This is a genomic window from Mangrovihabitans endophyticus (assembly GCF_014646155.1).
GTDB classification, from domain to species: domain Bacteria; phylum Actinomycetota; class Actinomycetes; order Mycobacteriales; family Micromonosporaceae; genus Actinoplanes; species Actinoplanes endophyticus.
Genome location: NZ_BMMX01000048.1, coordinates 25,056 through 38,983, shown reverse-complemented (window position 1 = coordinate 38,983; position 13,928 = coordinate 25,056). Strand labels below are relative to the sequence as shown.

The 13,928-nt window shown below is 71.6% G+C and carries 11 protein-coding genes and 1 riboswitch; of the genes, 6 read left to right on the top strand and 5 right to left on the bottom strand.

Annotated elements, in window-relative coordinates; genetic code table 11:
- The first annotated feature begins 116 nt into the window (after positions 1-116).
- From IEY73_RS28810 to IEY73_RS28790, 5 genes are read left to right on the top strand one after another with little or no spacing between them, the layout of a single operon-like run.
- Complete coding sequence (locus IEY73_RS28810; protein WP_189082485.1) at positions 117-833, top strand: energy-coupling factor ABC transporter permease; 717 nt, start codon at positions 117-119, stop codon at positions 831-833.
- Positions 830-1,189 carry a PDGLE domain-containing protein gene (locus tag IEY73_RS28805; protein WP_189082484.1) on the top strand — a complete coding sequence of 120 codons (360 nt, stop codon included), beginning with the start codon at positions 830-832 and terminating at the stop codon, positions 1,187-1,189. The genes IEY73_RS28810 and IEY73_RS28805 overlap by 4 nt, the downstream gene beginning before the upstream one ends.
- Positions 1,189-1,950 (top strand): cobalt ECF transporter T component CbiQ, encoded by a 762-nt coding sequence (cbiQ, locus tag IEY73_RS28800; RefSeq protein ID WP_189082483.1) that lies wholly within the window; start codon positions 1,189-1,191, stop codon positions 1,948-1,950. Before IEY73_RS28805 ends, cbiQ begins: the two co-directional genes overlap by 1 nt.
- Positions 1,947-2,720, top strand: coding sequence for an energy-coupling factor ABC transporter ATP-binding protein (locus IEY73_RS28795; RefSeq protein WP_189082482.1), 774 nt, complete (start codon positions 1,947-1,949; stop codon positions 2,718-2,720). The genes cbiQ and IEY73_RS28795 overlap by 4 nt, the downstream gene beginning before the upstream one ends.
- A gap of 10 nt (positions 2,721-2,730) precedes the next feature.
- Positions 2,731-3,351: an L-threonylcarbamoyladenylate synthase gene (locus IEY73_RS28790; RefSeq protein WP_189082481.1), complete on the top strand. Its 621-nt coding sequence runs from the start codon at positions 2,731-2,733 to the stop codon at positions 3,349-3,351.
- A 33-nt stretch (positions 3,352-3,384) separates the two neighbouring features.
- On the opposite strand, the gene IEY73_RS28785 is transcribed toward IEY73_RS28790, so the two are convergent.
- A complete protein-coding gene (locus IEY73_RS28785; RefSeq protein WP_229716248.1) occupies positions 3,385-6,435 on the bottom strand; it encodes an MGH1-like glycoside hydrolase domain-containing protein in 3,051 nt (1,016 codons plus the stop codon).
- A 116-nt stretch (positions 6,436-6,551) separates the two neighbouring features.
- On the opposite strand from IEY73_RS28785, the gene IEY73_RS28780 reads away from it, so the two are divergent.
- Positions 6,552-7,607, top strand: a complete 1,056-nt coding sequence (locus IEY73_RS28780; RefSeq protein ID WP_189082480.1) for an aldo/keto reductase — start codon at positions 6,552-6,554, stop codon at positions 7,605-7,607.
- A 52-nt stretch (positions 7,608-7,659) separates the two neighbouring features.
- Here IEY73_RS28780 and IEY73_RS28775 read toward each other — a convergent pair whose 3' ends face one another.
- From IEY73_RS28775 to nirB, 4 genes are all read right to left on the bottom strand, one after another.
- Complete coding sequence (locus IEY73_RS28775; protein WP_189082479.1) at positions 7,660-9,582, bottom strand: zinc metalloprotease; 1,923 nt, start codon at positions 9,580-9,582, stop codon at positions 7,660-7,662.
- A gap of 167 nt (positions 9,583-9,749) precedes the next feature.
- On the bottom strand, positions 9,750-10,406 hold the full coding sequence (locus tag IEY73_RS28770) for a LysM peptidoglycan-binding domain-containing protein (RefSeq protein WP_189082478.1): 657 nt from the start codon (positions 10,404-10,406) through the stop codon (positions 9,750-9,752).
- 2 nt (positions 10,407-10,408) lie between these two features.
- Positions 10,409-10,631: riboswitch (cyclic di-AMP (ydaO/yuaA leader) on the bottom strand.
- Positions 10,632-11,057: 426 nt separating this feature from the next.
- Positions 11,058-11,459 (bottom strand): Rieske (2Fe-2S) protein, encoded by a 402-nt coding sequence (locus tag IEY73_RS28765; protein ID WP_189082477.1) that lies wholly within the window; start codon positions 11,457-11,459, stop codon positions 11,058-11,060.
- Positions 11,456-13,927 (bottom strand): nitrite reductase large subunit NirB, encoded by a 2,472-nt coding sequence (gene nirB, locus IEY73_RS28760; RefSeq protein WP_189082476.1) that lies wholly within the window; start codon positions 13,925-13,927, stop codon positions 11,456-11,458. The genes IEY73_RS28765 and nirB overlap by 4 nt, the downstream gene beginning before the upstream one ends.
- Between the last annotated feature and the right edge of the window lies 1 nt (position 13,928).

Genomic DNA, 13,928 nt, shown 5'->3' with positions numbered 1-13,928 from the left:
GCGGCGGCGCGGGGCGCGGGGCGCGGCGGGCCAGCGGGGGCGGGGCGCGGCGGGCCAGCGGGGGGGCGGGCGGGCTCTTGTTGCCACTTCTTCGCAATAGCCAATAGGCTGCGTACATGAGTGCGGTAGCGATGCACATCGCCAATGGAATCGTGAACGGGCAGGTGTCGCTGGCCTTCGCCGCCGTGTCGGCCGGTGCGCTCGCCTTCTGCGTGCTGCGCGGGCGCGCCGACCTGGATGACCGGCTCGCGCCCATGGCCGGCCTGGTCGCCGCCTTCATCTTCGCCGTACAGATGCTCAACTTCCAGGTGCTCCCCGGCGTCTCCGGCCATGTGCTCGGCGGGGCGCTCGCCGCGGCGCTCGTCGGTCCGTGGGTGGGTGCGCTCTGCATCTCCACCGTGCTGGTGGTGCAGTGCCTGCTGTTCGCCGACGGCGGGCTGACCGCGCTGGGGCTGAACGTCTTCAACATGGCGCTGCTCGGCACCGCCGCGGGATACCTGGCGATCGCCGGCCTGCTGCGGGTGCTGCCCCGCACCCCGGCCGGCACGGCCGGGGCGGTGTTCGCCGCTTCGGTGGTGAGCGTGGTCGTGGCCTCGCAGGGCTTCGTCCTGGAGTATTGGCTCGGCGGCACGACGCAACTGTCCCTGGGCACGATCTCGCTGACCATGGCGGGCGTGCACCTGCTCATCGGCATCGGCGAGGGGCTGATCGGCGCCACCACGGTCGCCACCGTGGCCAAGGTGCGGCCGGACCTGGTGTACGCGCTGCGTCGCCTCCGCACGCCGATGACGCCCGCCGCGACGGCGGGTGCGGGGGCGGGTGCGGCGGCATGAGCAAGCGGCTCTTCCTGGTCGGCGGGCTGCTGGTCGCGCTGGTGCTGGCCGGCGTGGTCAGCGCGTTCGCCTCGTCCAGCCCGGACGGGCTGGACGCGACCGCCCGGCGCGGGTGCACCACCGACGCCGCGGGCCACATCACCGGTGGCACGTGCATGGCGCAGCAGGAGCAGCAGCATCAGTTGGAGGATGGTCCGCTGGCCGGGTACGGCATTCGTGGCCTGGGTGACGGCCCGCTGTCCACCGGGCTGGCGGGGATGGCCGGCGTGCTGGTCACCTTCGCGATCGGCGGCGGCGTGTTCTGGCTGGCGCGCCGGCGCGGCCACCGGGAGACCCCCGGGACGGGGAACCGCTGATGGGCGCCGGTCACGCTCACCCGCTGCACCTGGAGCGGGACAGCCCGGTGCACCGGATCGAGCCGGAAGCCAAGATCGCCGCGACCGTGCTGTTCACCGTCGTCGTCGTGGTCACGCCGCGCGAGCACGTGTCCGCGTTCGCGGGGTACGCCGTGCTGCTCGCCGTGCTGACCGCCGCCGCGCGGGTGCCCGCGCTATGGCTCCTGCGGCGCGCCGCCATCGAGGTGCCGTTCGTGCTGCTCGCCGTGGCGCTGCCGTTCCTCGGGCACGGCGAGCGGGTGACGTGGCTCGGCCTCAGCCTGTCCGTCGACGGCCTGTGGGGCGCATGGAACATCCTGGCCAAGGGCACCCTCGGCGTCGTCGCCTCGCTGCTGCTGGCCGCCAGCACCACCGCCCGCGACCTGCTCCTGGGCCTGGACCGGCTGCGCTGCCCGGAGGTGTTCACCCAGATCGCCACGTTCATGCTGCGCTATCTCGACGTGCTCGCCGATGACGCCCGCCGGATGCGGGTGGCACGCCTGTCCCGTGGGTATGATCCGCGCTTCCTCTGGCAGGTCAAGGCGTTCGCGGTGGGCATCGGTGCGTTGTTCCTGCGCGCGTACGAGCGAGGCGAACGGGTGTACCTCGCGATGGTGTCGCGCGGGTACACCGGGCGGATGCCCGCCCCCGACCAGAGCGGCGCGAGCCGCGCGCAGTGGGCCGCCTGCGCCGTGCTTCCGGTGGCAGCCGCCGGCATCGCGCTGGCCGCGGTGGTCGCATGACGCCGGCGTTGCGGATCACCGGGCTGCGTTTCGCGTACCCGGACGGCACGGCGACCCTGCACGGCGTCGACTTGAGCGTCGAACCGGGTGAGCGGGTGGCCCTGCTCGGCCCGAACGGGGCCGGAAAGACCACCCTGGTGTTGCACCTCAATGGCATCCTGTCCGGCGGCGCGGGATCGGTCGAGATCGGCGGGCGGCGGGTCGATCCGGCGGACCGGCCCGCGGTGTCCGAGATCCGCCGCCGGGTCGGCATCGTCTTCCAGGACCCGGACGACCAGCTCTTCATGCCCACCGTCGCGGAGGACGTCGCGTTCGGCCCGGCCAACATGGGCGTACGCGGACCGGAGCTGCGCGAACGGGTGAATGAGGCACTGGCCGCGGTAGGCATGTCGGCGCATCGCGACCAGGTGCCGCAACACCTGTCGTTCGGTCAGCGCCGGCGGGTCGCGGTGGCCACCGTGCTGGCCATGCGGCCGGAGATCCTGGTGCTGGACGAGCCGTCGTCCAACCTCGACCCGGCCAGCCGCCGGGAGCTGTCCGAGATTCTGCGCGGCCTTGCGGTCACCCTGCTGATGGTCACCCATGATCTGCCGTACGCGATGGAGCTGTGCCCGCGGTCGGTGATCCTGGACGGCGGGCGGATCGCGGCGGACGGTCCCACCGTGGATCTGCTGAGCGACCCGGAGCTGATGCGCGGGCACCGGCTGGAGCTGCCGTTCGGTTTCGACCCGGTGGTGGCCGCGGCGCAGCTTGGACAGGCCCGGTCGTAGGCTTCCCGGCGTGGCGAGATACCTGGATGTGCACCCGGATAACCCGCAGCCGCGGGCGATCGGCCAGATCGCCGGCCTGCTGCGCGAGGACGGGCTGATCGCGTACCCGACCGACTCCTGCTACGCCCTGGGCTGCCGGATCGGCAACAAGGACGGCCTGGACCGGATCCGGGATCTCCGGAGCCTGCGCGGGGATCACCATTTCACCCTGATGTGCCGTGACTTCGCGCAGCTCGGACAGCTCGTTCAGGTGAACAACGCGGTGTTCCGCGCGTTGAAGGCGGCGACGCCGGGGCCGTACACGTTCATCCTGCCGGCCACCCGCGAGGTGCCCCGGCGGCTGCAGCACCCGCGCAAGAAGACGGTGGGGGTGCGCATCCCGGATCACGCGGTGGCGCAGGCGATTCTGGCGGCGCTCGGCGAGCCGCTGCTGTCCAGCACGCTGCTGATGCCGGGGGACACCGAGCCGATGACGATGGGCTGGGAGATCAAGGAGCGGCTGGACCATGCGGTGGACGTGGTGGTGGACGCCGGGGACTGCGGCGTGGACCCGACCACGGTGATCGACTTCTCGGACGGGACGGCGGAGGTGGTGCGCGAGGGCGCGGGCGAACCGTCGCGGTTCGGGTGAGGGGCGCGGGCGTACGCCCGCGCCCCTCACCGGTCAGCCCCGCGTCAGCACGGTAAGGCGGTTCAGCGACAGCTCTCCGGCGTCCAGGCGCAGCCCGACCGCGGGATTCCACGACTCCAGGGTGGCCGTGTCCACCGCCCCGCTCACCGGGGCCGTGTGCAGCAGGTGCCACCGGCCGTCGTGCTCGTGCCAGGTGGACAGGCTGCCGTCCATCAGCACCGCGGCGAACCGGTCCCCGGCGGCCCAGCGCACGTTCGCACAGCAGCCGCCGGTGGCGTCCGGCCGGCCCGTGCCACCGGTCACGACGTCCGCCCCGGATGTGCCGAAGTGGTTGTTGTACCAGGCCAGCGCGTAGTCCCCGGAACCTGCGGACAGGCCCAGGAACAGGCTGTCCTCCGGGGCGGACCCGGCGAACGCGGCCGGCTCGGCGATCACCGCGGTGCCCGACGCCGGCCCGGTCACCGGCGCGGCGAGCACCGCGAACGCCCGGCTGTCCGCGGCGGCCGTCAGCCTGCCGTCGTGCACGGTGAACTCCGGCGCCGGCTCGGCCGCGGCCGGGCGGTTCACCCGGTAGCCGTCCAGCCGGTCGGTGCCGAAGTCGTCGTCCCACACGGTGGCGAAGTCGGCCGGGTCGAAGAGGTAACGGGTCGGCGCGACCGCGCCGCTGGTGCCGCGTCCGGCGTCGGCGAGCACCCGCACCGGCGCCTGCGCGGACAGGTCGGCGCCGTCCGGGGCGGTCACCCGCCAGGTGGTGCGCACCGGCCGTCCGGGACGGGCGACGATCGTGCGGGCCGGTGGTGCGGTCCAGCCCCGCGGCACCTGCAGGGACGTCCGCACCCGGCGGGCGCGCCCGGTCGCGGTGAGTGTGGTGGTCACGGTGGCGGTGCCGTCGGCGTGCACCGGCACCGCGCCGTCTGTCAGCGAGGCGAACGCGACGTGGAGTCCTTGGTCGGGCCGGCGCCATGCCTGGAACGCGGTGACACCGACCGCTCCCCCGTCGTCGCGGGTCGCCGTCAGGCGCAGCCGGTCGGTGGTGACCGGCGGGTCGACCAGGATCCGGTTCACCGCGCGGGCGACCGGGCCGGCCGGTTCCCGGCGCTGACCGGGCACGTCCGCCCACTGCCCGTCCGCGTCGGCGTACTGCAGGGTGTAGGACTGCGGGACGCGCACGCCGCCACCGTCGTCGTAGAACACCACCCGCACGTCCGCGACCGGGGTGGCCGCGCCGAGGTCGACCTGCAGCCAGTCGCTGCGGTTCGGCGAGCCGTAACTGGTCCACCGGGTGGACGGCACGTCCAGGTGGAAGTCCTGCCCGTCGATGGCGTCCATCGGCGAGTCGGCGTGCCAGGTGTACGACGCGGTGGCCACCGGGTAGCCCGTGCCGTCCACGTTCGCGGCGTCGTCCACCAGTTCCGGCTGGTCCACCGCGGGCCGCGCACGAGGCACCCGGACCGTCGTCGTGCGCAGGTCGGGCCGGTGCAGCCGGAGCCGTCCGTCGATCCACACCCGCAGGCCGCTGCCCCGCGCGTACGTGCTGCCGTCGCGGTCCCAGACGACGGTGAGGTTGTGGCCGTGGTAGGGCAGGTTCTCCACCGCGAAGTGGTCCCAGCTCGCCGGCACCAGCGGGGCCAGTTCCACCGAGTCACCCGCCTGCGCCCGGATGCCGAGCAGGCCGGAGAGCACGTTGTCGGTGAACGTGGAGTGGTTGTAGTCCTCGCTGTGCCCGCGGCTGTCGTAGATCCAGCGGTCCTCGTCGGGGTGGTGCGCCTCGGCGACGTACGGCCGGCCGTTCTTGCGCTGGGTGAGCGCGTATCCGTGCAGCAGGGACACATAGTCGTCGGCCGACACGTACGGCTGCTTCGGGTAGTCGATGAGCTGGTTGGCCAGCGCGGTCAGCGTCTGGCTGGTGGCGAACGGCCAGCTCGGGCCGTCCCAGCGGCAGCAGCCGTCCAGCGCGTCGTGCATGAACCAGGGGCTGCGCCGTTCGGTGGTGGTCGGCCCGTACGGCGCGGCGAACCCGTCCGGGTCGGTCAACTGGGCCCACGCGGAGGCGTCGGACGCGGGCGCCATGTCGAAGTACCACGGCACGAATCCGATCTCCTCCCGGTCGGCGATCGGAGTGTGGGACGGGTTGCCGTCGCGCATGACGTGCTTGAAGAAGTCCCCGTCGTCGTCCCACAGGTACTTCTGGGTGGCGCGGCGCAGGTCGTCGGCCTCCTTGTCGTAGCGGGCCGCGGCACGGCGGTCGCCGGCCTTGTGGGACAGCAGGGCCAGGGCGCGGGCGTCGCCGTACTGGTAGGCGTTGATGGTCGGACGGTAGCCGTCGCCGCCGTGGTACGGGTCGTCGCTCTGGTACGAGCTCGCGGTGAACTCCATCGCGTCCCAGACCGGGGTCTGCCAGTAGAGCCCGGTGGACTCGTCGTAGTTGGTGTCCTTCCACGACTCGTACTGGCGGCGAAGCTGCGGCAGCCGGTCGAGCAGGAAGTCCCAGTCGCCGGTCACCTCGGCGCGGGCCACCGCGGCGTCGACCGCCCAGAACGAGTATTGATGGGCCCAGTCGGTGGTGTTGTCGTTGAGCCCGTCGGTGGCCGGTTTCGCGCCGGATCCCGAGCCGGTGAGCCAGTAATCCAGATAGTCGTCGAGGTACCGGCGGTCACGCAGCCAGCGGCCCTCGTACAGGTGATGTCCGGCGGCGGCGTCGATGCCGCCGAGGGGCGCGCTGTAGCCGACCGGGCCGAGGAACTCCGAGACGATCCAGCCGTCGTCCGGGCCGGTGTACTTCAGCGCCTCCTTGAAGGTGCGCCACCGGTAGTAGTACGTGCTCTGGATGTCCGCGTCGGGCAGGTCGACGAACGGGATGTTCGCCTCGTACCACCCCGGTTCCGGGGTGTCGCCGAGCAGCGCGGCGTGGTCCAGGAAGTGCGTGGCGGGCCCAACCGGCGGATAGGTCGGGGCGCTGCGGGCGGCCTGGTGCGGGTCGCCGTGGTGGGTGGGAGGGCCGGCGGCGTGGGCGGGCGCGCCGAACGGCAGGAGGGCGGTGAGGGCGGCGGTGATCCCGGCGGTCCACCGACGTTTCGACATCATGAAACGCATTTGAACAATCTCACACATCCGAAGTCAAGATCACATCGGCGGAACCCCATGCATGACATCCGGGGTGCGGGGAAGGATGGAAGCGAATCAGAAAGGGGTCGACAACCATGGAGTACCGCCAGTTGGGCCGCACCGGCCTGCGCGTTTCCACCCTCACCCTGGGCACCATGGGCTTCGGCGGCACCGGATGGGCCAGCCCGGTCGGCAAGGTCGACGTGGACGGCGCCCGGGAACAGATCGCCCTCGCCCGCGACGCGGGGGTCAACCTGATCGACACCGCGGACGTCTACTCCTCCGGTCTCTCCGAGGAGATCCTCGGCCAGGCGCTCGGCGAGTCCCGCGACGACGTGCTGATCGCCACCAAGGCCCGGATGCCGATGGGCGACGGACCGAACGACGCCGGCCTGTCCCGGCACCACATCATCCGGGCCGCCGAGGCGAGCCTGCGCCGGCTGGGCACCGACCACATCGACCTGTACCAGGTGCACGAGTGGGACGGGCAGACGCCGCTGGAGGAAACCCTCACCGCGCTGGACGACCTGGTGCGCAGCGGCAAGGTCCGCTACCTCGGCTGCTCGAACTACGCCGCGTGGCAGATGACCAAGGCGCTGGGCATCGCCGAGCGCCACGGGCTGGAACGGTTCGCGAGCACCCAGGTCTTCTACTCGCTGCAGAACCGGGACATCGAGGCGGAGATCGTCCCCGCGGTCCTCGACCAGGGCCTGGGCATCCTGGTGTGGAGCCCGCTGGCGGGCGGCCTGATGTCCGGCAAGTACCGGCGCGGCGTGGACGCCCCGGCGGGCAGCCGGCATCTGACCGACTGGGACGAGCCGCCGGTGCACGACGAGGACAAGCTGTACAACACGATCGAGACGGCCGTGAAGATCGGCGAGTCGCATGGCGTGTCGGCGGCGCAGGTGTCCCTGGCGTACCTGTTGCGCAAGCCGGGCGTGACGTCGCTGATCGTGGGGGCACGGACGCCGGAGCAGCTCCGCGACAACCTGGCGGCGGCGGACCTGAGCCTGACCGACGACGAGGTGGCGGCGCTGGACGAGGTGAGCGGCGAGCCGTTGCGGTACCCGTTCTGGCATCAGGCGAAGACGAGCGCGGACCGGCTGGGCCCGGCGGACCTGAGCCAGATCGGTCCGCACCTGTCCCGCTGACCCGAACCCGGCGTTCCCGCCCCGGCGCGCGCCGGGGCGGGAACGCCGGTGTTCACGGGCGGCTTCGCTTGCCGTCCGGTGCCAGCGTGTCGATGAACTCGTGCGGGCTGTGCACCTGCGCGGACTCCCGCCGCGCCCGGTCCGCCCGCGCCGCCATGGTCCGCGCCGCCGACGCCGGGTCCGCCCCGGCGTGCCGGGCGCCGGCCACCACCCGGTCGTATGCCTGCTCACTCAGCGCGTACGCGGTCCGGTAACGATGCGCCGCAAACGCCTGCCGGGCCAGGCCCAGCAGCACGTCCGCCCCGCGCAGATCCGCCGCCGCCCGCGAAGCGCGCGGCGCACGGGCCACGTCGGTCGCCAGCGTGTTCGCCGCCGCGTAGTACGCCGCGGTCATCCAACGGTCGCTGTTGTCCCGGTCGAACTGGCTGAAGTCCCAGTTCAGGTCGATGTAGCTCATCATCGTGTTGCTCTCGTCGCCGGCCCACGCGAAGAACCGGTCACCGGTCGGCTCGTAGTCCTGGCCGCTCGCGCTGTCGTAGCCGTCGTGCGGATGGGACAGCCCGAGATGGTGACCCACCTCGTGGATCTGGGTGGCGCTCAGCCCGTACCCGGCCTCGACGATGCCGGGTGAGACGAACGCGAACACGTAACTCTGCGTGCCGGTGGTCCAGTCGTCGTCCGCGTACCCCAGCGGGGTGTCGTAGTCGGGCGTGGCGTAGTTGAAGACCGGCAGCTCGTAGTCCACGCGCCCGTCGTCGTCCTGGGTGCGCGCCAGGTTCTCCCGGTTGTACAGGTAGAGGTTGGCGTCGCTCGGGTAGTCCAGGTCCGGATAGCACGGCTCGTACGTCTCGAACTCGCCCAGGAAGCACTCCCGCGCCCGCTGGTCGAACGGCAGGTCCTGGTTGTCGAAGTCGAGCCGGTTGCGCCAGCGCAGCTCGGACAGCTCGGAGACGACCAGGTCCGGTTTGATGTACGCGGCCGACGCGTCCACTCCCGGCCAGCCCTCGTACGTGTTGCTGTCGATGTTGATCGACGTGGGCAGGTCCGCGGGCAGCTCCACGGGGTACAGCGGCGAGGTGGTCATCAGCAGGTTCACCGCGACGTACCGGGTGAGCAGGGCGAGGTCCGAAGTGAGCGCGGCGGGCGCGCGATAGCCGCCGGGGGTGTATTCCCAGGCGGCCGGCATGCGGTAGTCGGGTTCGCCGTCGCCGTCCACGTCCGGGTGGTCCACGTCGTAGTTGTTCATGTTGGACTCGGGACCGGCGGACAGGTCCAGGAACCAGACGCGCCGGGTGGCGCCCAACCCGGTCTCCTCGTCGTCGGCCGTGGTGCCGCCCCAGCCGATGAGTTTGCGGCTGTCGCGTTGCACGCCGAAGTCGTAACCGGTGTCCGGGTCCGGTTCGCCGGTCTTGGTGTAGACGTGGAAGCGGAAGTCCGGCCGCCCGTACCAGTTGACGAACACCACCGTGTCACGCCGGGTGTCCACTCCGGCCGGTGGGTGGAACGCGAGGTATTTCTCCACCGACGGCGCGTCGATGGTGTGGTTGTCGGTGACGTCCAGGACGTTGTTCTCCTGGGCGTTGTACTCCTGCTGGTACGCCGTCAGCGGCGCCGGGCGCGCGAGCCGGGCGAGCTGGGCGAAGAACCGGTTCTCGTAACCGCGGTCGGTGTAGGTGACGTGGTAGTCGTACGTGTAGGTGATGCCGAGTTTCTCGGTCTCGCCGTACCACAGCCGGGACCGCACTACGGGCTCGTAGCGGCGGGCCAGCCCGGACAGGAACCCCGAGCGGGACACCTGGGACGGCTCGTACCCGAGGAATACCACGTTGACCGGGACCTTCTCGGTGAGCGCGGGCGCTTCGCCGGGGTTCAGGTCCTGATAGGAGGGTGCCGGTGCGGCAGCACTGGCGGGCGTCGCCGACGCCCCGGTGAGCAGCACAGTGAGCGCCACGATGAGCGCAGGTCTCCGCGTCATGCGGTCACGCTGCCACCACCGGCAGCGACAGTAAAGTGACTTCCGCCGATATCCGGGTGCGGATCTCTCGCAGCGGCGCCGGGACCGGCCACGGCCGGTAGCGGCGCCGGGACCGGCCACGGCCGGGCACCCCGCAGGATGCCCGGCCGCAGTGGTGTCGCACCGGCTCAGACGGACAACCGCTGACCCGGCAGGATGAAGTTCGGGTTACCGCCGATGACTCCCCGGTTGAGCTGGTAGAGCCCTCGCCAGCCGCCGGACACCGACCGCTTCGCTGCGATCTTCGCCAGCGTGTCACCGGACTGGACCACGTAGGTCCGGCCGGTCGACTTGGCCGTCACGCTCCGCTTCACCGAGCTCTTGCTGGAGGAGCGGTGCGAGCTCGACGAGTGGCTGCTCGACGAGTGCCGGCTGGACTTGTGACGGGCCGACTTCGACGACGAGCCGGAGGTGTTCTTGCCGCTGTAGTGCTTCGACGAGCCACCCCGCTTGCCGCAGGTGGGCCAGGCGCCGATGCCCTGCCCACGGAGCACCCGCTCGGCGATGGCGATCTGCTGAGAGCGAGACGCCCGGTTCGCCGTGCTGGCGTACTTGGTGCCGCCGTACGCCTTCCAGGTGCTCCGGCTGAACTGGAGGCCACCGTAGTAGCCGTTGCCGGTGTTGATGCTCCAGTTTCCGCCGGATTCGCACTGCGCGACCGCGTCCCAGTTGACGCTGGACTTGGCCTCGGCGGCCGAGGCCGGTCCGAGCAGTGCGGCGGTGCCGGCCGCGCTCGCTGCAACGATGCCGAGCGCCACGCGGGCACGCTTGTGGATCTCTGCCATGGATGTGAACCCTCCACGCCTACGAGGTGAGCTGTCGGGTTCGGGCTGAGGTGGCCCGGCCGCGTGCTGCGGCTTCACCCCGAGACGAGCGCCCGCCCGGTGGACCCGGACACGAGCCGCGCCGGCATCCCCGGCCACGGATCGCGCCGGATGATCCGGCCGTCCGCCCGTCGTGGAACCTGTGGGTCCCCCGCTCCTGCCTTCGAAACTCGGTGTCCCAGCGGTCGATGGGCAGGACTCGGCGTCACCGACCGTGAGGTCCGCGCTGACGGACCGGCCGAACGTAGCCGCGGCGAAGGGCATTCAGCCAAGGGTTCACGCGGGAAGGTGAGGTGGCTCTCAACCAGGAATAATGGGGAATCTTGCACGTTTTCGGTCACCGATCCGAAAGACGCAGGAGGCGACGCGTCATCGGGACTGCGCACCTGCGGTGTGTGACGGCCGACATGCGTGCAGTGTCGGACACGAGATCGACCGCCGGTGCGGAGGGACCCCGCCCCGTCCGGGTGGCCGGCGGCCCCCGGCGGGTCGGCCGGAACGCCGAGCCCGGTCCGGCCGGGCGGACGCGTAACCCTGGATGATCGGCGGAGCGCTTCCGGCACCGGCCCGCGACACCGCCCGCGACACCGGCCGAGACCGGGCCCGGCCGGCTCAGTCCCCCGGCGACGGGACCGGCGAGGGGACCGGCGGCGACAGGACCGGCGGGGACACCACGACGCGGTCCTGGTCGTCCACCGCCACCGGATAGACGGTCAGGTCGGGCTGCCCGCTCAGCGAGCATCCGGTGGTCAGGTCGAACGCGTTGAGGTGCAGCGGGCAGAGCACCACGCTGCGGTCGATCTGCCCGTCGGCCAGTGGTCCGCCGCGATGCGGGCAGACCGCGGACACCGCGCGCACCGAGCCGTCCCGCAGCCGGAACACCGCCACCATCGCGTCGCCGACGGCGTACGCGCGGCCCTCCCCCAGCGGGATCTCCCCGAGCGCGGCGACAATCACCGGCTCCGCGGTCGAGACGCCGGCCGCCGAACCCGGCTCTGCCGGACGGGCCGTCATGGCCGGGTCTCCTCGCGCACCGGCACCTGCGGCAGCACGGTCAACGGCAGCGACGTGCGGAACTGGCCCGGCGTCACCGGTTCGGCGCGTTCCTTCCACGGATCCCGGTAGGCTGCCACCGACGCGTCCATCGCCGCGTCCAGATCGTCGGCGAGCCCGTCGGCGTCGTCCACCACGACCGCCCGGATCCGTTCAATCCCGACCCGCGGCACGAACGCGTACGTGCGTTCCAGCCAGTTCGCGTTCTCCCGGTAGTACTGCAGGAACCGTCCGGTCAGCGTGATCACCTCCGCGGGACTGTCCACGGTGGCCAGCAGGTCACCCTTGCGCACGTGCGCCCCGGCCGCCCCGCCGACGTAGATCTCCCAGCGTCCGCCCTCGACCGCGACCACACCCAGGTCCTTCACGTACGCCTCGGCGCAGTTGCGCGGGCAGCCGGTGACCGCGAGTTTCATCTTGGCCGGCCCCTCGATGCCCTGGTAACGCTCCTCGATGGCGATGCCCAGCGCGGTGGAGTCGCCCACGCCGAAGCGGCAGAAGTCGGAGCCCACGCAGGTTTTCACGGTGCGGAAGCTCTTGCCGTACGCGTACCCGGAGGGCATGTCCAGCTCGGCCCACAGCGTGGGCAGCTTCTCCTTGGGCACCCCGAGCAGGTCGATGCGCTGCCCGCCGGTGAGCTTCACCATCGGCACCTGGTGCCGCTCGGCCACCTCCGCGATCCGTTTCAACTGGGCCGGGGTGGTGACGCCGCCCTTCATCTGCGGCACCACCGAGAACGTGCCGTCGCGCTGAATGTTGGCGTGCACCCGGTCGTTGATGAACCGGGCGTCGCGCTCGTCGACGTACCGGGCGCCCCACATCATCTTCAGCAGCGACGCCAAGCCCATCTTGCTCCTGGCGTCCTCCTCGCCGCCGGGCGCCAGCGTGGCGAACACCTGCGACACGGACGTGAGCTCGTGCTCGCGGATGGCACGCATCAGTTCCGGCTTGGGCATCGGCACGCCGGGCACGTACCAGGACGCGGCCGGATCCTCCTCGACCTCGCCGCCGGCCGCCCATTCGACGATCTGCGCCACCAGGCCCTTGCAGGTGCCGCAGCCCTTGCCGGCGCGGGTCGCGTCCATCACCCCGGTGACCGTCTTGCAGCCGGCCTGCACGGTGTCCCGGATGACGGCCTTGGTGACGCCGTTGCAGTTGCACACCTGGGCGTCGTCGGACAGTTCCGCGGCGCTCACCTCGGCGCTCGGCGCGCCCAGGTCGAACATCAGCTCGACCCGGTCCTCGGGCAGCGGAAGCCCCCGGTCGAACGCCTGCATCAGGAAGGCGACCTTGCGCACGTCACCGACGAGGGTGGCGCCGACCAGGCGCCCGTCGCGGACGATGACCCGCTTGTAGACGCCCCTGGCCGGTTCGGCGAACACCAGCGTCTCGTCGTCGTCGCGTTCGGGTTCCCTCAGGCCCATCGCGGCCACGTCCACCCCGGCGACCTTCAGCTTCGTCGCCACCCGGGAACCGTGGTAGGCGGCGTGCGGGTCGGCGCCGGTGAGATGCCCGGCCAGCACCCGGGCCTGGTCCCACAGCGGGGCCACCAGCCCGTAGGTCTCGCCGCGGTGCTGCACGCACTCGCCGACCGCGTAGATGTCCGGCTCGTCCAGCGCCCGCATCTGGTCGTCCACCACGATGCCGCGCTCGGTCACCAGCCCGCTGGTCTGCGCCAGTTCGGCGTTGGCGCGGATGCCGGCGGCGAGCACCACCACGTCGCAGGGCACGGTACGGCCGTCGCGCAGCCGCACCCCGGTGACCGTGTGCTTGCCGAGGATCTCGGTCGTGTAGGCGCCGGTGATCACCTCGATGCCCAGCGCCTCCACGCTGCGCCGCAGGGTGTTGCCGCCCTGCTCGTCGAGCTGCGCGTTCATCAGGTGCCCGGCGGAGTGCACGAGCGTCACGTGCGGCAGGTGGTTCTGCAGACCGCGGGCGGCCTCCAGGCCGAGCAGACCACCGCCGATCACCACGGCGCGCTGATGCTCGCGCGCGTACCGGATCATGCCGCGGGTGTCGTCCAGCGTGCGGAACGCGAACACCCCCTGGTGGTAGCCGCGGCCGGGCCGGTGCACGCCGGGGATCGGCGGGACGAACGCCCGGCTCCCGGTGGCGATGATCAGTTTGTCGTACCCGGTGGCGGTCCCGTCCGCGTCGTAGACCACCTTGGCGAACCGGTCGATGCGGGTGATCTCCCGCCCGGTGTGCAGGGTGATGCCGTTGTCGGCGTACCAGGACAGGTCGTTGAGGAAGATCCCGGACTCGTCCTCCACGCCGGCCAGCACGTTGGACAGCATGATGCGGTTGTAGTTGCCGTACGGTTCGGCGCCGAACATGGTGATCGCGAAGTCGCCGCCGCGCGCGAGGATCTCCTCGACGGTGCGAGCCCCGGCCATGCCGTTGCCGATGACCACGAGTCGCTGCGGCATG